The organism is Nostoc sp. KVJ3, assembly GCF_026127265.1.
Taxonomy (GTDB): Bacteria; Cyanobacteriota; Cyanobacteriia; order Cyanobacteriales; family Nostocaceae; genus Nostoc.
Genome location: NZ_WWFG01000001.1, coordinates 2,602,267 through 2,628,232, shown reverse-complemented (window position 1 = coordinate 2,628,232; position 25,966 = coordinate 2,602,267). Strand labels below are relative to the sequence as shown.

The 25,966-nt window shown below is 43.1% G+C and carries 18 protein-coding genes and 1 pseudogene; 18 read left to right on the top strand and 1 reads right to left on the bottom strand.

Annotation, left to right across the window (positions count from 1 at the left end; genetic code table 11):
- The first annotated feature begins 56 nt into the window (after window positions 1-56).
- From scyA to trpD, 15 genes and pseudogenes are all read left to right on the top strand, one after another.
- A complete protein-coding gene (gene scyA / locus GTQ43_RS10255; RefSeq protein ID WP_265272508.1) occupies window positions 57-1,931 on the top strand; it encodes a scytonemin biosynthesis protein ScyA in 1,875 nt (624 codons plus the stop codon).
- A gap of 247 nt (window positions 1,932-2,178) precedes the next feature.
- Window positions 2,179-3,239 (top strand): annotated as a pseudogene (gene scyB / locus GTQ43_RS10250) (tryptophan dehydrogenase ScyB).
- 25 nt (window positions 3,240-3,264) lie between these two features.
- Window positions 3,265-4,233: a scytonemin biosynthesis cyclase/decarboxylase ScyC gene (scyC, locus tag GTQ43_RS10245; protein WP_265272507.1), complete on the top strand. Its 969-nt coding sequence runs from the start codon at window positions 3,265-3,267 to the stop codon at window positions 4,231-4,233.
- A gap of 51 nt (window positions 4,234-4,284) precedes the next feature.
- On the top strand, window positions 4,285-5,541 hold the full coding sequence (locus tag GTQ43_RS10240; protein WP_265272506.1) for a ScyD/ScyE family protein: 1,257 nt from the start codon (window positions 4,285-4,287) through the stop codon (window positions 5,539-5,541).
- 179 nt (window positions 5,542-5,720) lie between these two features.
- A complete protein-coding gene (locus GTQ43_RS10235; protein ID WP_265272505.1) occupies window positions 5,721-7,064 on the top strand; it encodes a ScyD/ScyE family protein in 1,344 nt (447 codons plus the stop codon).
- Between the two features lie 204 nt (window positions 7,065-7,268).
- Window positions 7,269-8,456 carry a scytonemin biosynthesis PEP-CTERM protein ScyF gene (gene scyF / locus GTQ43_RS10230; RefSeq protein WP_265272504.1) on the top strand — a complete coding sequence of 396 codons (1,188 nt, stop codon included), beginning with the start codon at window positions 7,269-7,271 and terminating at the stop codon, window positions 8,454-8,456.
- A gap of 156 nt (window positions 8,457-8,612) precedes the next feature.
- Window positions 8,613-9,902, top strand: coding sequence for a glycosyltransferase family 4 protein (locus tag GTQ43_RS10225; protein WP_265272503.1), 1,290 nt, complete (start codon window positions 8,613-8,615; stop codon window positions 9,900-9,902).
- 14 nt (window positions 9,903-9,916) lie between these two features.
- The gene (gene tyrA / locus GTQ43_RS10220) at window positions 9,917-10,996 is read left to right on the top strand and encodes a bifunctional chorismate mutase/prephenate dehydrogenase (protein WP_265272502.1); all 1,080 of its coding nucleotides are present in this window, start codon (window positions 9,917-9,919) and stop codon (window positions 10,994-10,996) included.
- 395 nt (window positions 10,997-11,391) lie between these two features.
- Window positions 11,392-12,576 carry a 3-dehydroquinate synthase gene (locus GTQ43_RS10215; RefSeq protein ID WP_265272501.1) on the top strand — a complete coding sequence of 395 codons (1,185 nt, stop codon included), beginning with the start codon at window positions 11,392-11,394 and terminating at the stop codon, window positions 12,574-12,576.
- 409 nt (window positions 12,577-12,985) lie between these two features.
- Window positions 12,986-15,190, top strand: coding sequence for an anthranilate synthase (locus tag GTQ43_RS10210; protein WP_265272500.1), 2,205 nt, complete (start codon window positions 12,986-12,988; stop codon window positions 15,188-15,190).
- Between the two features lie 71 nt (window positions 15,191-15,261).
- Entirely contained in the window at window positions 15,262-16,089 is an 828-nt protein-coding gene (trpC, locus tag GTQ43_RS10205; protein WP_265272499.1) for an indole-3-glycerol phosphate synthase TrpC, read from the top strand.
- A 204-nt stretch (window positions 16,090-16,293) separates the two neighbouring features.
- A complete protein-coding gene (locus GTQ43_RS10200) occupies window positions 16,294-16,536 on the top strand; it encodes a hypothetical protein (protein ID WP_265272498.1) in 243 nt (80 codons plus the stop codon).
- A gap of 48 nt (window positions 16,537-16,584) precedes the next feature.
- Complete coding sequence (gene trpA, locus GTQ43_RS10195) at window positions 16,585-17,436, top strand: tryptophan synthase subunit alpha (RefSeq protein ID WP_265272497.1); 852 nt, start codon at window positions 16,585-16,587, stop codon at window positions 17,434-17,436.
- A gap of 115 nt (window positions 17,437-17,551) precedes the next feature.
- On the top strand, window positions 17,552-18,781 hold the full coding sequence (gene trpB / locus GTQ43_RS10190) for a tryptophan synthase subunit beta (RefSeq protein WP_265272496.1): 1,230 nt from the start codon (window positions 17,552-17,554) through the stop codon (window positions 18,779-18,781).
- Between the two features lie 209 nt (window positions 18,782-18,990).
- Window positions 18,991-20,085 carry an anthranilate phosphoribosyltransferase gene (gene trpD, locus GTQ43_RS10185; protein WP_265272495.1) on the top strand — a complete coding sequence of 365 codons (1,095 nt, stop codon included), beginning with the start codon at window positions 18,991-18,993 and terminating at the stop codon, window positions 20,083-20,085.
- 59 nt (window positions 20,086-20,144) lie between these two features.
- Here trpD and GTQ43_RS10180 read toward each other — a convergent pair whose 3' ends face one another.
- On the bottom strand, window positions 20,145-20,342 hold the full coding sequence (locus GTQ43_RS10180; RefSeq protein WP_265272494.1) for a hypothetical protein: 198 nt from the start codon (window positions 20,340-20,342) through the stop codon (window positions 20,145-20,147).
- Window positions 20,343-20,385: 43 nt separating this feature from the next.
- On the opposite strand from GTQ43_RS10180, the gene aroF reads away from it, so the two are divergent.
- From aroF to GTQ43_RS10165, 3 genes are all read left to right on the top strand, one after another.
- Complete coding sequence (gene aroF, locus GTQ43_RS10175; protein WP_265272493.1) at window positions 20,386-21,501, top strand: 3-deoxy-7-phosphoheptulonate synthase; 1,116 nt, start codon at window positions 20,386-20,388, stop codon at window positions 21,499-21,501.
- Between the two features lie 391 nt (window positions 21,502-21,892).
- On the top strand, window positions 21,893-23,632 hold the full coding sequence (locus GTQ43_RS10170) for a diflavin flavoprotein (RefSeq protein WP_265272492.1): 1,740 nt from the start codon (window positions 21,893-21,895) through the stop codon (window positions 23,630-23,632).
- A 339-nt stretch (window positions 23,633-23,971) separates the two neighbouring features.
- Window positions 23,972-25,684: a diflavin flavoprotein gene (locus GTQ43_RS10165; RefSeq protein ID WP_265272491.1), complete on the top strand. Its 1,713-nt coding sequence runs from the start codon at window positions 23,972-23,974 to the stop codon at window positions 25,682-25,684.
- Window positions 25,685-25,966 lie beyond the last annotated feature (282 nt).

Sequence of the window (25,966 nt, the reverse complement as noted above, 5' to 3'; positions counted from 1 at the left end):
TGCTGTGATTGTTAACTAAAAGCCTTTGTGTAACTTTATGTAATTGCGTGAAACCAATGAGTCAAAACTATACTGGTTCAAACTCTCCTCTCATCACCACTGAGCCATACAAAGAATTGCCAGCAAACAGATATGTAGAGTCTTCTCATCAGGTTGATGAATCGGAGAAGAACGGGAGAATTCAGCCTTTTTTAAACGATGAAATAGCGCCAACACTTTCAGTTGCCGATGCGATCGCTCAAATGTTGGTAAATTTGGGAGTAGATTACGCTTTTGGTGTTGCTGGTGGTGCAATGGCCAGCCTTTGGGGGGCGCTATCAAATAGCAGCATAGAAGTGTTGAACTTTCGTCATGAAGCCGGAGCAGCTTTTGCAGCCACCGAAGCATACTTTGCCAATAACCGCCCCACTGTAGTTTTTACCACCGCCGGGCCGGGGATCACCAACGCACTGACCGGGTTATTTGCGGCTCGTGGTGAAGGTGCAAAGGTAATTTTGTTATCAGCTTGCACCTCAGCACCGCAACGTGGACGTTGGGCTATTCAAGAAACCAGCACTTATACATTGCCCAGTGGGGGAATTTTTACATCAGGAGCGTTATTTAACTATGCAATAACTATTGAATCTGCGGCTCAACTCCCGCAGATTTTTCGTAAATTGGCTTTAGCTTTGGCGCAACCAGGTGGATTTGTTGCTCACTTAAGCATTCCTACGGCTGTGCAGACAAGTTTAGTCGAGGATGTAGCCTTACCCCAACTAGATATTTCTCCCTTTCCAATGACTGCTTCCAAAGAAGCGATCGCTAAATCTGTAGAGTTATTATCATCTGGCCCCTTTGCTATCTGGGTTGGTTTCGGTGCGCGTGATGCAGCAGCCGAAATCCGGCAACTTGCAGAGAAAACGGGAGCAGCAGTTATGTGTTCACCCCGTGGAAAAGGCATCTTTCCCGAAGATCATCCCCAATTTGTGGGTGTTACAGGTTTAGGTGGTCATGCTTCCGTCTTAACTTATATGGAAGAACAACCTCCACTACGCACACTCGTATTAGGAACCCGCCTTGGCGAACCGACTTCTTTTTGGAGTTCGGCACTTGTTCCCAAAGGGGGTTTTGTCCATGTAGATATTGACCCAGAAGTACCGGGTGTAGCCTATCCACACGTTGAAACGTTTGGGGTTCGGTCTGATATCAAAGCTTTTGTGGAAGAGTTATTGCAGCAATTGCCAGATGCTCCTCATTCCACAACTTTGTCACTACCTCGTCCCGAACGTAAAGCAATTGAACCTGCACCAGATGTAGATTATCCAGTGCGGCCAGAAGTATTGATGGCAGCAATTCAAAAGATCATTGTTGAAGGTAGTAATGCAGTAGTAATGGCTGAGTGTGGTAACTCATTTACTTGGTCAACTCATTTACTCCAATTTACCGAAGCCAATCGCTACCGAGTCAGCACTGGAGTTGGCGCAATGGGTCATGCTGTCACAGGAGTGTTGGGTGCAGCGCTAGCTAATAATAGCAAGGCTGTGGGAATTGTAGGCGATGGGGCGATGCTGATGAATAACGAAATCAGCACAGCCGTGAAATATAAAATTCCGGCGATTTGGATTGTCCTCAACGATGCACGTTATAACATGTGTCATCAAGGGATGAAAATCTTGGGATTAAAGGGCGCAGATGCAACACTTCCACCGACAAACTTCGCCATGATTGCTCGTGGAATGGGAGCAGAAGCGATCGTGGTTGTTAGAGAGTCGGATATTGAAGCAGCATTAGAACAAGCGATCGCATCAAGCGTTCCTTTTCTCATTGATGTCGTGATTGATGCCGATCGCCCAGCACCTTCTGGTGGACGGAATAAGAGTTTAGCAGCACAAGGAGTTAAATCAAGCCCGGCTAAAAGTGCAGCCAAGCAAGTTTCGTTTCCAATGGTTTGATTTCAAAAGCTGGCAATTTTTTTACTAACCCCCCAGACGCAAAGGAAGAATTAATTTTGTAGCGAATTCTCTGCGTACCTTTGCACTCTTACCCTGCGGGAAGGCGAAGCGCCTATGCGCTTAAATTCTGACCTTAGATTCGCCAGCTATCTTTTAATTCATCCAATCTTAATATTCCAGAGTCATTTTGTGTCCATATCTTTACATTTTGTAATCTTCGTTACTTTACCCAAATTGAGAAACCAAAATGCTGCTATTTGAAACTGTTAGAGAAATGGGTCACGAACAAGTTTTGTTTTGTCATGGTAAAAATCCCGAAATTAAGGCAATTATTGCCATCCATGACACTACCTTGGGCCCAGCAATGGGAGCCACAAGACTTATGCCTTATGTCAATGAAGAAGCTGCTTTAAAAGATGCCCTTCGTCTTAGTCGGGGGATGACTTATAAAGCCGCCTGTGCAAATATTCCTGCGGTGGGGGAAAAGCAGTTATTATTGCTAATCCTGAAAATAAAACAGACGAACTATTGAGAGCTTACGGACGTTTTGTTAACAGTCTCAACGGACGTTTTATTACCGGGCAAGATGTCAATATTACCCCTGATGATGTCAGAACAATTAGTCAAGAAACTAAATATGTTGTTGGAGTATCAGAAAAATCTGGTGGCCCTGCTCCCATCACATCATTAGGAGTTTTTCTCGGAATTAAAGCTGCTGTAGAGTCTCGTTGGCAGAGCAAAAGACTTGATGGCATGAAAGTTGCAGTTCAAGGCTTAGGAAATGTCGGTAAAAATCTCTGTCGCCATTTACATGAGCATGATGTAAAACTTTTTGTTAGTGATGTAGATCCAGTTAAAGCGGAAGAAGTAAAACGGCTTTTTGGCGCAACTATTGTAGAGCCAAATGAAATTTATTCTCTTGATGTAGATATATTTGCTCCTTGTGCTTTAGGAGGAATTCTTAATAGTCATACAATTCCTTTCTTACAAGCTTCTATTATTGCTGGTGCAGCTAATAATCAATTAGAAAATGAGCAATTACATAGTCAAATGCTTGCCAAAAAGGGAATTCTTTACAGCCCAGATTATGTAATTAATGCCGGAGGGCTAATCAATGTCTATAACGAAATGATTGGTTATGACGAAGAAAAAGCTTTCAAACAAGTGCATAACATTTATGACACGCTGTTAGCAATTTTTGAGATTGCCAAAGTTCAAGGAGTTACCACCAACGATGCTGCTAAACGATTAGCAGAAGATCGCATCAACGATAGTAAGCGAAGCAAAACTCAGGCGATCGCAGCTTAATTATTATTATCTTAAGGAGTGAGAAGTGGAAAAAAATACTTTTGCAACATCAGCTTATATTGCTACTTCACCAGAGAGCGCTTTTGAGTACCTTTGTAGTTTAAAGAACTTAGACGAATGGACACTTTATAGCCGGATGAAAGAGCAAATTGATGAAGATACTTGGCTCGGAACTGCATCTGGTTATCACAAAAATCTCTATTATCACGTTAAAAAACTAGAAAATCCGCTTTTCTACGGCATTGAGTGGCACTGTGGATTAGAGTATCAGAAATATTTTCAGGTTTACCCTGTCTTACTATTTCCCACGGATTACATCGAGCCGGGAACAGATGAAAAAGGTGTGTATTTTCATTGGTTAAGTTTTGTCGATCCCAAACGGCAAACTCAGATGATTATGCAGGGAATTCATACAGTCCACACATCTGAATGTCGTTCTCTTAAAGGTAATTTGGAACGGAAAGCTGGTCTGACCGCAGCAGCGAAAGGAAGCCACTTTATCGATACAGATACTATTTATGTTGATGCCCCAATTGAAATCGGCATTGAATACTTAAAAGATTTAAAAAACGTAGATGAGTGGGCGCATTTGCTACGTCAAAATGGTGAAATTACTTCTGAATCAGGTGAATTCAAAGACGAATATGACCAAAAGGTAAAAGTTTCTGTGCGAGTTCATAGTTTGAGTAAATACTACTTACTTGAGCAAGAACACTTTTATCCAGACTACGAATATTATCAGCGTTCTGTAGCCTTACTTATCCCAACTGCTTATGCTTTTGCTGACCCCGAAGCTTCTGGTTTCATTCTGCATCGAATAACATTTTGGAAAACAGATAGAACTGTCACCCACGGCAAACTTCAAATTGAAGACTTTGGCGCTGAAAGCATGAACATCAAACGTTTGCTCGAAGCCAAAGCTGGCAACCTCAAATCATTCGACCGGGGAATGAGCTATCTACCAAAAGTTCAAGAATCCCTAGTTACCAACTAAAACCTCTGCGTACCTCTGCGTTTAAAATCCCCCCTCAATTTCCTGCAACACATGAAACTAAACCCACTTACCCTTACCATCCTTACCTTTTGTGTTGCCGCCTTTTCTGGAATGAAAGCTGCATCAGCCACATCCTTTTCAGTCATCGCCGACGGTCTATATAATGCCGGCGGACTGAGCTTTGGCCCTGATGGTAATCTCTATGTTACAGAGGCGGGAATAGGGGGAAGTGGAGCTTGCGTTCCACCTACAAGTGGTCAAGGTGATTCCTTATGCTACGGCACAAGTGGGGCAGTTACCAAAATTGAAAATGGTAAAACCGAACGCATACTTACAGGACTTCCTTCCTTAGCGTTACCAGATGGGACTGGAGCCACTGGCCCTCGTGATATCCAATTTGATGCTACAGGTAAGCCTTACGTTCTAATTGGGTATGGGGCAAATCCAGCCTTCCGCGATCGCAATTTAGGTTACACTGACCTCGGTAAAATCATCGCTCCCGATTTTAATACCAACTCCTGGAAGCCTGTTGCCGATTTAGCTAACTATGAACTTGCCAATAATCCTGATGGTGGTGATGTTGATAGCAATCCCTTGGGTTTTGCAATCGATGGCAATAAGTTAGTCGCTGTTGATGCAGGTGCAAACGATTTACTCAGCGTTAATACTGATGGTAGTAATTTGCAAGCTGTTACTACATTCCCTCAAGATGTATTAACTAATCCCATCTTCCCACCCTCTGGGACTCCATCAAATGAACCGGCACAAGTGCCATCTCAAGGCGAAGAAGTGGGATCGCAGTTTCCCATTCAACCAGTACCCTCAAGTGTCACCAAAGGGCCAGATGGTGCTTATTATATCAGCCAATTTACTGGTTTTCCCTTCCCGGAAGGTGGGGCAAAAATCTATCGAATTGGTGCTGACGGTAAGCCAACAATCTATGCCGATGGGTTTACCCAACTGACAAACTTGAAATTTGATGCTGAGGGCAATTTATATGCTTTGCAGTACGCCAATGAGTCAGCCTGGAAGGGCAATCTTGACGGTTCTGTAATCAAAATAGCGGCTGATGGGACACGCACAACTCTTCTGAGTGGCAATGGATTAGAGTCGCCTAGCGCCCTGGCTATTGGTTCCGATGGTGCGATATACGTCACCAACCGAGGCGATCGCCCAGGCGAAGGACAGGTTCTCAGAATTGAGAATACCAAATCTATCCCTGAACCTGATTCTGTTTTTGGCGTATTAGCGATCGGTGCTTTGGGCGTTGCTTGGTTGCACAAAAAGATAGGACTTACGCACGGGTAATGGAAAACGAACCACAGAGAACGCAGAGGTCACGGAGAAATGAGAGTTTTCGCGTAAGTCCTAAAAGAGAAGCGATCGCTTCTGAATTCTGAAATAGAGGTGATTAATCGCGTCTCTACTGTTGATTTCTTGATACAAATTTCCACAAACAAATTATTTAATTCTCAATCTTCAAAGGTATGAAACTCAAATCATTTGCCCTTACATCTCTGACATTTTGTTTTGCTGCTATTTGTGGAACACCAAATGTACAAGCTGCAACCCTAACAAAAATTGTCGATGGTATCAGCAATGCACGGGGCATTAGCTTTGGCCCTGATGGGAGTCTTTATGTAGCCGAGCCAGGTATCGGCGGAAACGGAAATTGTCAACCATCTCCTAGTACGCTGTTTCAGCCTATATGTGCTGGTAATACTAGTTCACTGGTCAAGGTTTCACCAGATGGTACCACACAGCGTATACTTAATAACTTTGAGTCTCTAGCAGAACAACCCACTGGCAACCAAGGCGCTGGTATTGAAGACATACAATTCGATTCTCAAGGGAATGCTTATCTTCTGACTGGCTTTGCTGGTTATCCAGGAAACCGCGATCTAGCAACACTTAACCTTGGTTCTCAATATCCTCTTCCAGAAAAGCAACTTGCTACTTTCCCGCCATCAACACCCGATAAAGTTTTGAATACACCGCTTTTAGGACAACTGTACAAAGTTGACTTGAAGACGGGAGCTTTAAACAGTATTTTTGACTTTGCCAAGTATGAAATCACTAAAAATCCCGACAAGGGTGATGTAGTAACCAATCCCTATGACTTAACTATTAATGGTGATACTGCTTATGTCGTTGACGGTGGTGGGAACACAGCTTATAAAATTAAACTTGATGGAAGTGAGTCCCAGGTGATTGCAATTCCTAAAACCATCATTAGTGACTCAGACTTGCCACCAGGATTACAACTACCTCCTGGGCTATTAGATGAGCTTCCAGGAGGAAAAATAGCAATTCAAGCAGTACCCACAGGTGGCGCAATTGGCCCCGATGGAGCTTTATACGTTGGCGAATATACGGGTTTTCCTTATCCAGCAGGTAAGTCGAAGATTTTCCGCATCGGTAAGGATGACAAGCCAGAAGTTTTTCTCGATGGATTTACACACATCACAGACCTAACCTTTGATGACAAAGGCAATTTGCTGGTTTTACAATTCAGCGACAAATCCCAATTAGGGGGTGACATCACAAATCTACCCGGTTCTCTGATCGAAGTTGCTCCTGACGGCACTCGTACAACACTTGTTGCAGACGGTCAAGGATTAGATTCGGCTGATGGAATTGATATTGGCCCTGACGGCAAGATTTATATTACCAATCGCGGTGTCGGCCCAGGACTAGGGGAAGTTCTTCGAGTGGATACCAAAGTAGTTCCCGAACCTAGTTCTACAATAGGTCTGATAGTTGCTGGTGTCATAGGTGCAACTTCAATACTGAAGCGCAAACGCAGCAAAGAATTAGCCAAAGCAAATTGAGACGCGATTAATCGTGTCTGTACGAGAGTTATTTCTCCCCCTGCCCCTTGTCAGGTAAAGCCTACAGAATAGGCTGCTGCCTCACAGAGAAAGTTGCATTTCAAACCAGAGGTAGCAGCCCAAATTTTAGGGTTCCCGAACTGGAACCGGGAACGAAATTAGTCTAGGAACGAGTATAACTCATACAACCAGGACTTAAAACTTATGGGATTAGTCAAAAATTTGTCACTTGCTATTCTCGGTGCAGGATTCACCGTATTAGCAACATCTGTGCAAGCCAAGTCTCTAACATTAAGCTACGACAGTAGTATTGGTAGCCCCGGCTTTGGCCCTGGTCAACTCTTTGTTCCCCAAGGCATAACGGTAGATAACTCCGGGAACATTCTCGTAAGTAACGGTCGCGGTCTTAACCCAGATGGTACTTTTAACCCAAACGTGGGTAATAAAGTTGAAGTATTTAGCCCTCAAGGTAATTATATTGGAGCGATCGGTGAAGGTGGTAAAGGGCCTGGACAATTTGACGAACCATCAGCCCTAGAAATCGATCCGCAGACTGGGAATTTGTATGTCGGAGATGTATACAACAACCGCATTAATGTCTTCGATCCCCAGGGTAAATTTATTAACTCATTTGGTCAGTTTGGTGGTCTAATACCCGGTAGAGCTTTCTTTGGGCCATCTGGGGTAACATTTGACAAAGCTGGCAATGTCTACATAGGTGATTTTAGCGGTGACAAAATCAATAAATACACCAAAGACGGCAAACTAATTAGCACTATTGGCACATCTGGAACTCAACCTGGGCAATTTCAAGGCCCAGCAGGTGTAAGGATTTCTCCAGTTAGTGGAAATTTTTATGTTAGCGATCAATTTAACAACCGCATTCAAGTACTCGATCCTCAAGGTAAACCTCTGTTCACATTTGGTAAACAAGGCACTGGAGATGGAGAGTTTAATCAGCCAATCGGTTTAGAAGTAGACGAGTTTGACAATATTTATGTAGCTGATTCTATTAACAGCCGCATCCAAGTATTCGATAAAAACGGTAAATTCCTAGCTAAATATGGCCAACCTGCCCTAAATGCATCTGGCCAAATTGTACCGCCTCCTGGATTAACTGACCCTCCTTTTGGTACTACCCTCGACCTCACACCAGGCAGATTTAACTGGACGGGTGGCACAAGCTACAAAGATGGCAAACTCTATGTAGGGGATTTCTTTCAAGGTCGCGTTGAAGTGTTGAATGTAGAAGGTAGAACGCAAGTGCCTGAATCTAGTTCAATATTGGGTTTAGCATTACTTGGACTTGGTGCTAGTACTGTCACATTGCGGAAACGTGGCCAACAAAAACCAGTTTTCAGTTTAGAAAAAGAACTCCAAAAACAGTGCTAAGTTCTGATGCTTACTTGACTAGCATTGGTGTTTAAGCAAGTTCGTAGTAAGGACTTTAGTCCTTATCTTCCAAACACTAAAGTCCTTACTACAAACCTTCAAAACTAGCTTGACAAGGTACACATTATCAAGGTGCTTCCAGGAAATTAACAGTTCATGCATATCCTGATTTATTCATACAACTATCATCCAGAACCAATTGGCATTGCACCTTTGATAACTGAACTAGCAGAAGGGCTAGTGAAGCGGGGTCATCAAGTGCGGGTAATTACAGGTATGCCTAACTATCCTGAACGTCAGATTTACGATCGCTATCGGGGTAAGTTATATGTTACTGAACATAAAAATGGTGTCAAAATTCAGCGTAGTTACCTGCGGATTAAGTCTAAACCCAACCTCTTAGACCGGCTACTGCTAGAGTTGAGCTTTGTTTTTACAAGTTTACCGCAAGCTCTCAAAGGTGAGCGACCTGATGCAATTCTCTTAACAGTACCGCCGTTATTAGTTTGTTTACCTGCAACCTTAATCGGTTGGCTATACAACTGTCCAGTAGTATTAAATGTGCAAGATATTCTCCCAGAAGCTGCGGTGCGTATTGGGCTAATTAAAAATAAGTTGATGATTAAAGCTTTGGAAGCTTTAGAAAAATTTGCTTACCGAACTGCACATACTATTAGCGTAATTGCCGATGGATTTGTAGATAATCTCATAAATAAAGGTGTACCTGCTAATAAAATTGTCTGCATTCCCAATTGGGTGAATCTAAATTTTATCCGCTCTTTACCACGGGAAAATAACTCTTGGAGAGCTACCCATCAACTCGATGATAAATTTGTAGTGCTTTATTCTGGTAATATTGCTCTCACACAAGGGTTGGAAACAGTAATAGAAGCAGCAACCCGGTTGCGTCATCTAAAAGAAATTGTCTTTGTCATTGCCGGCGAATCCCAAGCCCTCGAAAGGTTGCAAAAATATTGTCTTGCTTGTGGTGCAGATAACGTTTTGCTTTTACCATTGCAACCGCGAGAAAAACTACCGCAAATGTTAGCAGCCGCAGATGTGGGGTTGATTGTGCAAAAACACAATGTGATTTCTTTCAATATGCCTTCTAAAATACCATTGTTGTTAGCCAGTGGTCGCCCGATTGTGGGTTCAGTTCCCGCCACTGGGACTGCTGCGAAAGCTATCAGACAAAGTGGTGGCGGCGTTATCGTTGAGCCAGAGTCAGCAGATGCAATGGCTGCGGCGGTGCTGGATTTATATAATCAGCCAGAATTAGCAGCAAAATTAGGGCGCAAAGGAAGAAAGTTTGCTGTAGAAAACTATTCCTTTGAGCAAGCATTAGATCGGTATGAAGAGTTATTTGCTGATGCGATCACCAAAAGAGCAACAACTTTGGATATCTTACCAGAAATGAGTTCTAAGGAATCACTTGTTGATATTTGAAAATTGGAAGAAAAATGCCTTTGAAATCCTCTTATTCAGATCGGCTTAAAAAAACTGACCACAGCTTGATCGCCTTACTTAGCGATCGCATATCATTATTAGCATCAGAACAGCCTTCTTTAGATGAACAACTGGCTGATGTCGCTCCCCTACTCGCTGAAGCTGGTATTCCTCAGTCTGTTTGGGTAGGTGTAGTAAAGGGTTGTCATGCCGGTCTTACCCCTAAATCTGCCACAAATCATGTCATTCCCCGACAAATTACCATCATCGGTGGACGCGGTAGGATGGGAAGATTATTTAAAGAGCAGCTTTCGCTAGTAGGTCATAATGTTAGTATTCTCGAACATGATAATTGGGAATATGCAGATGAACTGCTGAGTCAGGCAGAATTAATATTAGTAAGCGTTCCTATTGAATATACAGTTGATGTTATCAAGCGAGCAGCAAAATATCTTGCTCCAACTACAGCCTTGTGTGACATTACAAGTATTAAGACTCAGCCAATTCAGGCAATGCTGGAATACCATTGTGGCCCCGTCATGGGTTTACATCCAATGTTTGGGCCAAATGTCAAATCGTTTTTTGGACAAAAAGTTGTAGTGTGTCCAGGTAGAAGCGATGATTCATTTCAATGGTTATTAGATTTTCTCAAAAGTCAAGGTGGTGAGTTAATCTTTTCTACGCCTGAAGAACACGATCAAATGATGGTGATTATTCAAGCAACACAGCATTTTTATAGATTTAGTCTTGGTGTTTTCTTAGCACAAGCAAAAGTGGATATAGAGCAAAGCTTAACAATGTCAACTCCTAATTATCGTCAAGAAATTGATATTGTGAAACGTTTATTTTCCCAAAATCCTAACTTATGTGTTGATATTATGCTAGCTACAGAAGAGAGATGTAATGCAATTAGCTTTTTAGCTAATACTTACAGCCGTTTGGCTAGACTGGTGGCTAGGAAGGATAGAGAGGCATTAATTAAAGAGTTTGAGAATACTCAAAGTTTTTTTGAAGGGAAAATTAATAGTTTTATCCAGCCTTTAAATACAACGGTTATCCAAAGAGATTTTAAACCACAGAATATTAGTATTTGAATAATAATTTTTTATGAGTAACGAACCGCAAAGGGCGCGAAGGACGCGAAGTAAGAAAGAGAGGGAGAGGGAGATTAAATGGCATTAACAGCGTGCCGTTTTTCATCATGAATAATCAAGTCAAGGTAAATGCTTCTCGTTTAGTAGAGGTTTTCGTTGAATCTTTGAATCATCCTGCACTTTTAGAGGATGTTTGAAAAGTCATGATTGATGTATCAAATATTTTTTTACCCCACCCTAACCCTCCCCCGTTGTAGCAAGTGGCGTGAGGGAACCGAATTTTGAATTTTTCTTGTTTCCCCCCCTTTATAAGGGGGGATTCAGGAGGGTAACAATTCGATTAAAATCACAACCTACCACTTTTCAAACAACCTCTTAGATATACCTGCAAAAATATGATTGTTGACATCAAGCAAAAAAGTAGATTAATTCATCAGCGTGTTTCGGTTACTTTTAACTATGAGGTTTACTTCACCCAAAATTTATTTGAGTTGAAAAACCCCACTCTAGCGCAAGTGATTTCGGCAGATGAGGAGACAAAGCCAAAGAAAATAGTTGCAGTAGTAGACGCAGGAATACTAAAGTATCAACCGGAATTGGTGAAGCAATTAGTTGCGTATACCAATTTTTATGGAGAGGTACTAGCGATCGCAGCTGAACCCATGATAATTTCAGGAGGAGAAGCTGCCAAAAACGATCGCACTTTAGTAGAGCAAATCCAGCAACTCATTGAAACAGCCGGATTATGTCGCCATTCTTATGTGTTAGCGATCGGGGGCGGGGCGGTATTGGATTTGGTAGGATATGCTGCTGCAACTGCTCACCGGGGAATTCGTCTGATTCGCGTTCCGACAACGGTATTAGCGCAAAATGATTCTGGGGTTGGAGTCAAAAACGGCATCAATGCCTTTGGTAAAAAGAACTTTCTCGGCACATTTGCGCCACCTTATGCAGTTATAAATGACTCTGCGTTTTTGACAAGCCTAGACGATCGCGATTGGCGTTCTGGGATTGCAGAAGCCGTGAAAGTGGCGCTGATTAAGGATGCTAACTTTTTTGATTTTATCCACTCTCATAGCAAAATCCTTGGGCGGCGAGACATGGATGCTATGCAACAGGTTATCTATCGTTGCGCCCAGTTGCACCTAGAACATATTGCCAATAGCGGCGATCCTTTTGAAATGGGTTCCTCTCGCCCCCTCGATTTTGGACATTGGGCGGCTCATAAACTGGAGCATTTGACTAATTATCGCTTGCGTCATGGCGAAGCAGTTGCGATCGGTATCGCTTTGGATAGCACTTATTCTTATTTAATAGGATTGCTTGATTGTTCCGAATGGCAACGAATATTAACTACTTTATCGGCGTTGGGTTTCATGTTGTATGTGCCAGAACTAGCTGAAAATTTATCACAAGTAGAACATCCTGATTGCTTGTTCCGGGGTTTAACTGAATTCCGCGAACACTTGGGTGGAGAATTGACTTTAACATTGCTAAAAAGTATTGGGAAAGGAATTGAGGTTCATGAGGTGGATTTGTTGTTGTATAGGCAAGCAATATCGCTGTTGAGGGAGTTTTAGAATTGTAAGACTAGGGCGTGTTTTCAAAGTCTTAGATCCCCCCAACCCCCCTTAAAAAGGGGGGCAAAGAGTCTCTTAAAGTCCCCCAATTTATCGGGGGACTTAGGGGGAGCTAAAAAGTTAGGAGGCTAAACGAGCAGTTTGAAAACACGCCCTAGATGGGATTCTAAACAGCGAATAAATTGACACCCAATCGAAAAATTATTCAATGCATTATCTGCTTGATATCTAGTACTCTTAAATAAGAAATGAAAAGTTTTTAATTACATTCTCCACAAATAATACACAGATCGGAATAAGTGGATTTAGATTGATACCGAATTATCAGAATTTGTTATTTACAGACAAATATTAATAACCATTAATAGCTTTCGACTAATGACTAATAACTCTTACAGAGAAATTACCCATGATTTTTGATTCCCGTTCTTACAAAACCCTTGGCGGCGTAATTGTTTCTCGCTCGATCACCGAAGTGAAGATGGACACCGCTCTCGAAGAGATTCTGTTTCACTTAAATTCCCAGCGTGGAGGTTTGCTAAGAAGCAGCTACGAATATCCAGGTAGATATAAAAGATGGGCAATCGGATTTGTCAATCCACCATTGGAATTGAGTACACAAGAAAATGCTTTTACTTTGATAGCGTTAAATGAACGCGGTCGGGTACTGCTACCATTACTATTAGAGTGTTTATCAAACTCAACCCAACTTGAGAAAGTTACCCTAAAAAATAACCATCTAGTCGGCTTTGTTAAAGCTACCAAAAAATTATTCACTGAAGAAGAACGGAGTAAACAACCTTCAGCATTTACAGTAGTCCGCGAAATTCTACACACTTTCTCTAGCCAAGAAGATGAGCATTTAGGATTATATGGGGCTTTTGGTTATGACTTAGTTTTTCAGTTTGAACCAATTACCCAACGTCTGGAACGTCCTACAGATCAACGCGATTTGGTGCTTTATCTCCCTGATGAATTGATAGTTGTTGACTACTATCAGCAGCGCGCTTTTCGTCTCCAATATGATTTTGAAACAGCGCACGGCAATACTAAAAATTTGCCTCGAACAGGTGAGTCTATTGATTATCGCGGAAAACATCTTTTCCCAAATCAAACTGCTGACCATAAAGTAGGTGAGTATGCGAAAAAAGTTGAGTCTGCACTCGATTATTTCCGCCGAGGCGATTTATTTGAAGTTGTTCCTAGCCAAAACTTTTTTGAAGGCTATGAAGATGAACCCAGCAAACTATTTGAAACTTTAAAGGATATAAATCCTAGTCCTTATGGGTTTATTTTTAATTTAGGTGGAGAATATCTAATTGGCGCATCTCCAGAAATGTTTGTGCGAGTTGAAGGGAAGCGGGTAGAAACTTGTCCTATTAGTGGCACTATTAGCCGGGGATTAGATGCTCTAGATGATGCGGTGCAAATTCGTCATTTACTCAACTCGCACAAAGATGAAGCTGAGTTGACCATGTGTACTGATGTCGATCGCAATGACAAATCCCGAATCTGTGAACCTGGTTCAGTTCAAGTGATTGGTCGTCGCCAAATTGAATTATACAGCCATTTAATTCATACAGTGGATCATGTTGAAGGGACACTGCGATCGCAATTTGATGCTTTAGATGCCTTTCTTTCCCACACTTGGGCGGTTACAGTCACCGGCGCACCCAAAAAAGCCGCAATAGATTTTATTGAACAGCACGAACGTAGCGCCCGACGTTGGTATGGTGGCGCAGTCGGTTATTTAAATTTCAATGGCAATTTAAATACTGGCTTAATTCTGCGGACAATTCGATTAAAAGACTGCATTGCTGAGGTGCGAGTTGGGGCTACTGTCCTTTATGACTCCATACCCCAAGCAGAAGAACAAGAAACAATCACCAAGGCGGCTGCTTTATTTGAAACAATTCGCCGTGTTAAGCAAAGTAGTCAAAAAATTGACGAATCCAGTTCTAAAAAATCAGCTAAAATCTTACCTTGTGCGGCAACTGGCAAACGCATCTTACTAATAGATTATGAAGATTCATTTGTTCATACCCTAGCTAATTACATTCGCCAAACTGGTGCAAGTGTTACCACATTACGTCATGGTTTCTCAGAATCGTTATTCGATACAGAACGCCCTGACTTAGTTGTTTTATCTCCCGGCCCTGGTAGACCAAGTGATTTTCGGGTTCCCCAGACTGTCGGGGCGCTTCTTCACCGCAAAATTCCCATTTTTGGAGTTTGTCTAGGGCTACAAAGCATCGTTGAAGCTTTTGATGGACAATTGGGAGTTCTCAACTATCCTCAACATGGGAAATCTTCACGGATTTTCGTTACTGATTCCGATTCCGTGACCTTTAATAATTTACCAGAATCCTTTACCGTGGGTAGATATCACTCATTGTTTGCTCTCCCGCAACATTTGCCGCCAGAACTGAAAGTGACAGCGATTTCTGATGACAACGTAATTATGGCTATTGAACATCAGACACTTCCTATCGCCGCCGTTCAGTTTCATCCAGAATCAATCATGACTTTAGTGGGAGAAGTCGGTCTGGAAATCATTAAAAATGTGGTGCGTGCATATACTCAGGTGGAAGAGTCATTAGTAATTAGTAATTAGTCATTTGTCATTGGTCATTTGTCATTTGTCATTAGTTATTCTCCCTGCTCCCTGCTCCCTGCTAACAGATTATGATTAACCAAGTTGCTACTTCCCGCCATATTCTTGAAGAGATTGTGTTGCATAAAAGGCAAGAAGTTGCACAGATGCAGCAGGAATTTTCTTTAGATTCTTTGCAACAGCAATTAATTGCGGCTCCAAGTATCCGAAATTTTTTAGCTGCTTTACAACAAAATCCTAACCAACCTAGCTTAATTGCTGAGGTAAAAAAGGCATCACCTAGCCGTGGGATTATTCGGGCAGATTTTGACCCAGTAGCGATCGCTCAAGCTTATGAACGAGGTGGTGCAGCTTGTCTATCAGTCCTGACCGATTATAAGTTTTTTCAGGGCAGTTTTGACAATCTGCGGCGTGTACGTCAGCACGTTGCATTACCCCTTCTGTGCAAAGAGTTCATCATCGACCCCTATCAAATCTATCTAGCACGGACAGCAGGTGCAGATGCAGTTTTGTTGATTGCCGCTATCTTATCAGACCAAGAACTGCAAGACTTTCTGCAAGTAATTCACGATTTGGGTATGAATGCACTGGTGGAAGTCCATACTTTGGCTGAATTGGATAGAGTGCTTAAGCTTGACGATTTACGTTTAGTGGGAATCAACAATCGTAATCTAGAAGATTTTACGGTTGATTTAGGAATAACACAGCAACTTTTAGCACAGCGCCAGCAATATTTACAAAGCTTAGATATCACTGTCGTCAGCGAGTCTGGACTGTATACACCTGCTGATTTATCTCTTGTCGCTGAAGCTGGTGTGCGTGCGGTTTTGGTTGGAGAATCTTTAGTTAAACAAAGCGATGTAGAACAAGCTGTGCAGAGTCTTTTAAGGCTTTCTTAGAATACAGACCTAATTCTCTGCAAGGGAAGGGAAGTAAGATTTCAAAAGGCTACCGTGTCGAATTACCCCCCCTATAAAGGGGGGAAACAGGAAATCTAGTTCCCTCCCCTTTATAAGGGGAGGGTTAGGGTGGGGTAAAACCTTGGTTAATTAGCTATTTCAGACTTGTGTGTACACCATAGCCTAATAAGGAGAAAGGTGAAAGTGTATTGCATCCAAATGATAACTACTCTAATACTCGACGACGGAGATAAAAGACTCGACGACGGAGCTAAAAGACTCGACAACGGAGATAAAAGACTCGACGACGGAGCTAAAAGACTCGACGACGGAGCTAAAAGACTCGACGACGGAGATAAAAGACTCGTTAACGGAGCTAAAAGACTCGTTAACGGAGCTAGAAGACTTGATAACAACAAATATAGCGTGGGTATCGCTAATTGCTAAATGTTGATTTTTCTAGAATTATTAACTAATCATTAACTATTTTTCAGAATGACTTCTATATCCTCTGACTTTCAAACTTTACGCGTTAGCAAAGCTTCTCCGCAGGAGACTCGCCAACAGTGTGCTTTAATCCCTTTTATCACAGCAGGCGATCCTAACTTAGAAACCACTGCCCAAGCCTTACACATCTTAGATCGCAATGGTGCTAACTTCATCGAGTTGGGTATTCCTTACTCCGATCCTCTCGCAGATGGCCCTGTAATTCAAGCAGCTGCAACCCGCGCTTTACAAAAAGGCACGAAATTAGAGCAAGTACTAGAGATGTTGCAAGCTGTAACTCCTACCCTAAAAGCGCCAATCATTCTATTTACTTATTACAATCCCATTTTGCACCGGGGTATTAAGACATTTTTGGCACAAATTGCTGCTGCTGGGGCGCGAGGCTTGGTAGTGCCAGATTTACCCTTAGAAGAGGCAGAAGAATTAATCCAGACTGCTGCATCTTTTGGAATTGAGGTAATTTTACTCGTAGCTCCTACTAGTTCTAAAGATAGGATTTTAGCGATCGCTCGTCAATCGCAAGGTTTTATCTACCTGGTAAGTGTTACAGGCGTTACAGGTATTCGCGCTCAAATTCAACACCGTGTAAAAGATTTAATTACAGATTTGCGAAGCGTCACCGATAAACCCATTGGCGTTGGTTTTGGTATTTCCGGGCCAGAACAAGCGCATCAAGTAATGGAATGGGGAGCAGATGCCGTAATTGTTGGTAGCGCCTTTGTCAAACGGTTAGCTGAAGGTAGCCCAACCGAAGGACTACAAGCCGTAGAACAACTTTGTCAGGAACTCAAAGCAGCAATTACTTCTGCATCCCTGCAAAAAGTTGGTTCCGCTAAGTAAAAAACCTCTTTCTTCTCTCTGCGTCCTTGGCGACTTGGCGGTTCGTTACTCTTTATCGAACCGCCAAGTCGCCAAGGACACCAAGAAGGAAATATTAGTAAAAGGATTTTAACCAGTGGTAAGCATACAAGACATCAAGACTGCAACTATCCAACCAGATTCTTTAGGCAGATTTGGCAGATTCGGTGGTAAATACGTCCCCGAAACCTTAATGCCCGCATTAAGTGAATTAGAAGCAGCATTTCATCAATATCGTAACGAGCCGAGTTTCCAAGCAGAACTGCAAAACTTATTGCGTGATTATGTAGGACGACCCAGCCCATTATATTTTGCCGAACGCCTGACAACAAACTACGCTAGACCAGATGGCACAGGGGCGCAAATTTATTTAAAGCGCGAAGATTTAAATCATACAGGCGCTCACAAAATTAATAATGCTTTAGCTCAGGTGTTGCTAGCTAAACGCATGGGTAAGCAACGGATTATTGCCGAGACAGGTGCAGGACAACACGGCGTAGCAACTGCAACCGTATGTGCTAGGTTTGGTTTGAAATGCGTGATTTACATGGGCATCCACGATATGGAACGCCAATCGCTGAATGTGTTCCGTATGAAATTAATGGGGGCAGAAGTGCGTCCGGTAGAGGCGGGTACAGGAACTCTCAAGGATGCAACTTCTGAAGCGATTCGAGATTGGGTGACGAACGTCGAAACAACCCATTACATCCTGGGTTCTGTTGCCGGGCCTCATCCTTACCCGATGATTGTCCGTGATTTTCACGCGGTAATTGGTGTAGAAACTCGCGCTCAATCCCAAGAGAAATGGGGAGGATTACCAGATATTTTACTGGCTTGCGTGGGTGGAGGTTCCAATGCGATTGGATTATTCAATGAATTTGTCTATGAATCTTCCGTGCGTCTAATTGGAGTCGAAGCGGCAGGTGAAGGTGTAGATACAGAAAAACACGCTGCTACCTTGACAAAAGGAAGAATAGGTGTATTGCACGGTGCAATGAGCTATTTACTGCAAGATGATGATGGTCAAGTCATCGAAGCTCATTCAATTAGTGCCGGGTTAGATTATCCTGGTGTTGGCCCAGAACATAGTTATTTAAAGGATCTTGGTCGCGCCGAATATTACAGTGTGACTGATAAACAAGCCTTAGAAGCATTTCAAAGACTCTCGCAACTAGAGGGAATTATCCCAGCTTTAGAAACTGCTCATGCGATCGCATATCTTGAAACCCTTTGCCCTCAGTTAGAAGGCAACCCCCGCATTGTCATCAATTGCTCTGGTAGAGGTGACAAAGACGTGCAAACTGTCTCAAAAGTTCTTAATTATTAGCATTCAAGGGACTTGTAAAGTTTTTTCTCAGCGCTCTCTGTGCCTCTGCGGTTGAAAAGTAATTGATTTTTAAACCACAGAGGCAAGGCAACGCGGTCTTCTCCCAAAGGGAGAGGCTAGCGCCAAGGGGGTTTCCCCATGAGCGACTGCCGCGCAGAGAACACAGAGTAAAGAGGAATTTATTGACTAAAATTTTGACTCTTAACAAAATGAGCGCTGTAACTCAAACTCCACCTGACAAAATCGCCATCTCTTCTGAGTTTTACAACTGGCCAGCTTTATTACAACAGTTGCTAAATCGGCAATCGTTGACGGTTTCTCAAGCTACAGATTTGATGCACGGTTGGCTCACAGATTCCATTCCCCATGTTTTATCAGGAGCGATTTTAACCGCAATTCAAGCCAAAGGCGTATCTGCCGAAGAATTAGTAGGCATGGCTAGCGTCTTACAATCCCAATCCCCTCCCCTAGAGACCCGATTAATTGCGTCTCCCCTAATTGACACCTGCGGAACTGGTGGAGATGGCGCTTCCACTTTTAATATTTCCACTGCTGTCGCCTTTGTTGCCGCCGCCGCCGGGGTAAAAGTTGCCAAACATGGCAATCGTTCGGCATCTAGTAAGACTGGTTCGGCTGATGTGCTGGAAGCTTTGGGGATAAATCTCAACGCCACTCCTGAGAAAGTACAAGCCGCAGTGGGTGAGATTGGAATCACCTTTTTGTTTGCTCCCGGTTGGCATCCTGCACTCAAAGCGATCGCAACTTTGCGAAAAACTTTGAAGGTACGGACTGTTTTTAATTTACTCGGCCCGCTAGTAAATCCCATGCGACCAACGGGGCAAATTATTGGTATCAACGATCCGCTTTTACTAGAGGAAATTGTGCAAGCTTTATCGCAATTGGGATGTCAACAAGCGATCGCACTTCATGGACGCGAACGTTTAGATGAAGCTGGTTTAGCAGATGTCACTGACTTAGCTGTACTCCAAGATAAAAAGGTGCGTTCTCTAACGCTGAACCCTCAAGAACTTGGTTTGAGTTTTGCCCCCACTGAGGCTTTGCGCGGTGGAGATGTCCAAGAAAATGCCGAAATTTTGAAGGCAGTTCTCCAAGGTAAAGGCACTCAAGCACAGCAGGATGTTGTTGCTTTAAATACAGCGCTAGCGCTCCAAGTTGGTGAAGCCATTCATGGAGAAACAGATATTTTAGTTGGTTGTGTTAAAGGTATTGTCCTCGCTAAGGAAATTCTGCAAAGCGGTGCGGCTTGGACAAAATTAGAACAACTTGCTGAATTTTTGCACTAGACGAATTTTTCCCGTCCAGCCTCACTCTTCTACGAGGCTACGATTTACAGACAAGTTTTCTAAAGCTGCCTTATATCCTTGACCTGCAATGTTAATACATCGACCTGCAATGTCAATGCATCGACTTGCAATGCCAATGCATCGACTTGCAATGCCAATGCATCGACCTGCAATGCCAATACATCGACCTGCAATGTCAATACATCGACCTGCAATGCCAATACATTGACCTGCAACGCCAATGCATTGACCTGCAATGATTAGCCTTCACACCCACAAACTATACACAAGGAAAAACAGATGATTATCATACTTAAGAGCGGTACGCCTGTTGAGGAAATTACTCGCATTAGCCAAGAAGTGAGTGAGACTTGGGGAGTTACGGTAGAAAAAAGCGTTGGCACTCATAAAGCTGTGCTGGGGCTAATTGGTGATACCACCAGCATCGATAAATTGCAGGTTCAAGAATTCAGCCCTTGGATTGAGCAAGTATTACGAGTGCAACAACCTTTCAAGCGGGTAAGCCGAGAATTCCGACATGGAGAAGCCAGCGAGGTTGTCGTACCTACACCCAACGGTGATGTCTATTTCGGCGAACATCACCCCATCGTCGTAGTAGCTGGCCCTTGTTCCGTTGAAAATGAAGCGATGATTGTCGAAACAGCAAAGCGCGTCAAGGCAGCAGGAGCGCAATTTCTCCGTGGTGGAGCTTACAAACCTCGCACTTCACCTTATGCCTTTCAAGGTTATGGTGAAAGTGCTTTAGATTTATTAGCCGCAGCGCGGGAAGCTACTGGTTTGGGTATCGTCACAGAATTGATGGATGCTGCCGATTTATCGGCAGTGGCGAGAGTAGCTGACATAATCCAAATCGGTGCTAGGAATATGCACAACTTTTCGCTGCTGAAAAAGGTAGGCGCTCAAGATAAACCCGTGCTGTTAAAGCGGGGGATGTCTGCCACAATTGACGAGTGGCTAATGGCAGCAGAATATATTTTGGCATCTGGGAACCCAAATGTAATTCTTTGTGAGCGAGGAATCAGAACCTTTGATGGCAAATATGCCCGCAATACTTTAGATTTATCAGTGCTTCCGGTATTGCGATCGCTAACCCATTTACCAATTATGATCGATCCTAGTCATGGTACGGGTAGGTCTGAATATGTTCCATCAATGGCAATGGCTGCCTTGGCAGCTGGTACAGATGCCTTAATGATTGAAGTTCACCCCAATCCAGCGAAAGCTTTATCTGATGGGCCCCAATCTCTCACCCCTGATAAATTTGACCGCTTAGTTCAGGATATATCAGTTCTCGGCAAAGTAGTCGGTCGCTGGTCTACACCTGCATTTACTCGCATTCCTGAAACCCAAATTCTCCTTACCTCAGAACTCTCATCGACTGTCCCAACGGCATAAGCATTGTCGTGAATATCGGCAGTTCCTTCTAGGGGAAACCCCCAAGATCGGACTGCCTCACCTACGTATCTGTTCAAAAATCAAATAGTAATCCTATGATACGTAAGTTAGTTTTATTTTTTTCAGTTTTTATTATCAAATAATATAAAGAAGATGATATTTTTAAGTTAGGATAAAATCAAATAAAATAGCCAAAACAAATACTAAGTATATTTTTCGTAATCAATTAATATTGAGTAGATTTTTTGAGTCATATTTTTTGCTAAAAAAAAGCAATAATTGATACAAGTTAAAATTTTCAAAAACTGATATTTATTACAACTTAAACAAAAAATAATAGAGAGAATGGGGGCAGAAGAAAAACCTGACAATTTGCGCTCGGAGACGAATAATGGTAGCGATGTCTACGACAGGCAATGCCCACTCAGAGAACGTTCAACATCGGCTAACTATACAAACTGTAGAAATTGCCCCTAACACAACGGCGATTCGCTCTCTTGATTGGGATCGCGATCGCTTCGATATCGAATTCGGACTGCAAAACGGCACAACCTACAATTCATATCTAATTCGGGGTGAACAAACAGTTTTGATTGATACTTCTCACCAGAAGTTTCGCGATCTGTATTTAGAGACTCTCAAAGGTCTTGTTAACCCCAAAACAATTGATTACATAATTGTCAGTCACACAGAGCCAGACCACAGCGGCTTAGTAGAAGATGTGCTGCAATTAGCTCCTAGAGCTACTGTTTTAGCCTCAAAAGTTGCGCTTCAATTTTTAGAAGGCTTAGTCCACGATCCTTTTTCTAAGCGGGTTGTCAAAACTGGCGATCGCATAGATATCGGCAAAGGTCACGAAATGGAATTCGTGAGTGCGCCTAATCTGCACTGGCCAGATACAATCTTTAGCTTTGACCGCAAAACCCAAATTCTCTATACCTGTGATGCTTTTGGGATGCATTTTTGTGACGATCGCACCTTTGACGAAGATTTAGAAGCGATCGAAGCTGACTTTAGATTTTACTACGACTGCTTGATGGGCCCTAACGCTCGTTCGCTGCTGAATGCGATGAAACGGATGGGTGATCTCGGAAAGATTAATATAATTGCCAATGGTCACGGCCCTTTATTATACCACCATCTAGATGTTTTAACCGGGTGCTACGAAAATTGGAGCCAAAAACAAGCTAAAGCAGAAACCACAGTTGGCTTGTTTTTTGTCTCAGATTACGGATATGGCGAACGCCTTGGTCACGCAATTGCCGAAGGTATCCTAAAAACTGGGGTTGGCGTAGAAGTACTCGATTTGAGTACTGCTGAAAGCCAAGAAATTCAAGAGCTAGCTGGTAGAGCCTCTGGCATTATTATTGGTATGCCCCCAAGTACCGCCGCCGCCGCCCAAGCTAGTATCAGTTCGGTGCTAGCTGTCGCCAAGAACAAGCAATTTCTTGGGCTGTTTGAATGTTACGGTGGGGATGATGAACCCATTGATACACTCCGCAGACAATTTCTTGACTCTGGCATCAAAGAAGCTTTCCCACCCATTCGGATTAAAGAGGCTCCCACCGCATCAACATTCCAGTTGTGTGAAGAAGCGGGTAAAGACATCGGACAATTGTTAGTGCGCGATCGCAACATCAAGCAAATCAAGTCTCTTGATGTCAACATGGAAAAGGCATTGGGTCGCATTAGTAGTGGACTATATATAGTCACTACTAAAAAAGATAATGTCTCAAGTGCAATGCTGGCATCTTGGGTAACGCAAGCGAGTTTGCAACCATTAGGATTGACAATAGCCGTTGCTAAAGACCGCGCCATTGATTCCTTAATGCAAGTAGGCGATCGCTTCGTCCTCAACGTTTTGGAAGAAGGCAATTTTCAAGAACTCAAGAAACACTTTCTCAAGCGCTTGCATCCCGGTGCTGACCGCTTTGCAGGAGTAAAAACTCAAACCGCGAAAAACGGTTCTCCGATTCTAACTGATGCTCTGGCATACATGGAATGTGAAATCCAAAGCAGCATGGAATGCAGCGACCACTGGATTTTATACTGCACCGTCCAAGAAGGTCGTGTTTCCAAAAACGATGGACTCACAGCCGTTCGTCATCGCAAAGTAGGTAATTACTACTAACGGAAACAGTGCTGAGTCCTGAGTAATGAGTGCTGAGTCAATACGTTTCGGTTAGGTGCAAGTCCTTAAGATTCCCCTTAGTCCCCCTTAAAAAGGGGGAAATAGAGCCATCCATTCTTAGCCCCCCTTTTTAAGGGGGTTGGGGGGATCAAGTCTTATCCGAACCGGATCGAAAGATGAAGGGGAGAGTTGGAACTTAAAGTTTCAGGCTCAAAGGTGCAACTTCGAGGTTCAAAGGTGTAACTTCGAGGTTCAAAGGCTCAAGCTTCAGCATCAGAACCTCATTCCCCTCATCTCCCTCATCTTCTCCAATGCCCAATTCCCAAATCTTTAACAGCTATGACCAATTCCAAGCCACGCGACGTACAAGTTTTACCAATTGCTACAAATACTAAGGCGATCAGGGCACGTAGTTGGTCACGTCTGCGGTTTGAAATTGAATATGCACTTGAAAGAGGTACTACTTCCAATTGCTATTTAATTGAAGCTGATAAAACCGCACTTATTGATCCACCGCCAGAAAGCTTTACCGAAATTTATTTAGAGGCATTGCGGCAGACTGTAGATTTGACAACTTTGGATTATATAATCCTGGGTCACTTTAATCCTAACCGAGTTGCAACCCTCAAAGCAATTTTAGAACTGGCACCACAGGTAACTTTTGTCTGTTCTCTTCCCGGTGCGAACAATTTGCGTGCTGCTTTCCTAGAGCAAGATTTGAACGTCTTGGTGATGCGGGGGAAAGAAACTCTGGATTTAGGTAAAGGTCATGTTTTAAAATTCCTCCCCACTCCTAGTCCCCGTTGGCCGGAAGGACTTTGTACCTACGATCAGCAAACCCAAATTCTTTACACAGATAAGTTATTTGCAACTCATCTCTGTGGCGATGAGGTCTTTGATGATAACTGGGAAGCACTCAAAGAAGACCAGCGTTATTACTTTAACTGCTTAATGGCTCCCCAAGCTACTCATGTGCAAGCAGCTTTGGAGAAAATATCAGATTTGCAGGTGAGAATGTATGCTGTGGGTCACGGGCCTTTAGTACGCACCGGCTTAATCGAGCTTACCAAAGCTTATGGAGAATGGAGCCGTTCTCACAACGATCGCGAGATTTCTGTTGCCCTACTTTACGCTTCAGCTTACGGGAATACGGCGACTTTAGCACAAGCGATCGCTCTGGGATTAACTAAAGGTGGAGTCGCAGTCAAATCAATTAACTGCGAATTTGCTACTCCTGATGAAATTCGCATCAATTTAGCACAGTCAGAAGGTTTTATCATCGGTTCTCCTACCATCGGTGGTCATGCACCAACTCCTATTCATACTGCTTTAGGGATTGTGATCTCAAGCGGTGACAATAGTAAACTCGCTGGGGTCTTTGGTTCCTACGGCTGGAGTGGCGAAGCATTTGACTTAATCGAAGGTAAACTCCGGGATTCTGGATATCGCTTTGGCTTTGATACCTTAAAGGTGAAGTTTAAACCTGATGATGTCACTCTCAAATTCTGTGAAGAATTAGGCACAGACTTTGCCCAAACCCTGAAAAAAGCTAAAAAGGTACGTGTACCACAACAAGCAGCGACCCCAGTGGAACAGGCTGTTGGTCGTATTGTTGGTTCCGTATGCGTAATCTCAGCTAAACAAGGAGAAGTATCCACCGGAATGCTAGGTGCTTGGGTTTCTCAAGCCACCTTTAACCCACCCGGAATAAGTATTGCGATCGCTAAAGATCGAGCGATCGAATCTTTGATGTATCCAGGCGGTAAGTTTGCCTTGAATATTCTACCTGAAGGTCATCATCAAGATTACATGAAGCATTTCCGTAAATCTTTTGCGCCTGGGGAAGACCGATTTGCCAACTTTAGTACAGCACTTGCAGATAACGGTTGTACCATCCTCACGGACGCTCTAGCATATTTGGAATGCTCTGTCAACCAACGTCTAGAATGTGGCGATCACTGGGTTGTGTATGCAACTGTAGATGAAGGTAAATTACTCAAGCCTGATGCGGTTACTGCAATTAACCATCGCAAAACCGGCACTCATTATTAATGAATATAGAGACGTAGCAGTGCTACGTCTCTTTAGATAGTAAAAAATTGAACCTAACGAAACTGCCTTAGCTCAAACATAGCTATAGCGGTTCCCATTCAAATGTGGTACAACATCATCTCGTAAGGTGTAGGGGCAATACTGCTCGGATAAGCAGCGGAGGCAGGGGGAGCAGGGGAGGCAAAACTCTTCCCCTGCTCAAGAACAGCTTGCCTCAACCAAGAAATTCCAAAACCTACGCAGTATTGCCTACGGGTGTACCTCACATAAATGAGAACCGCC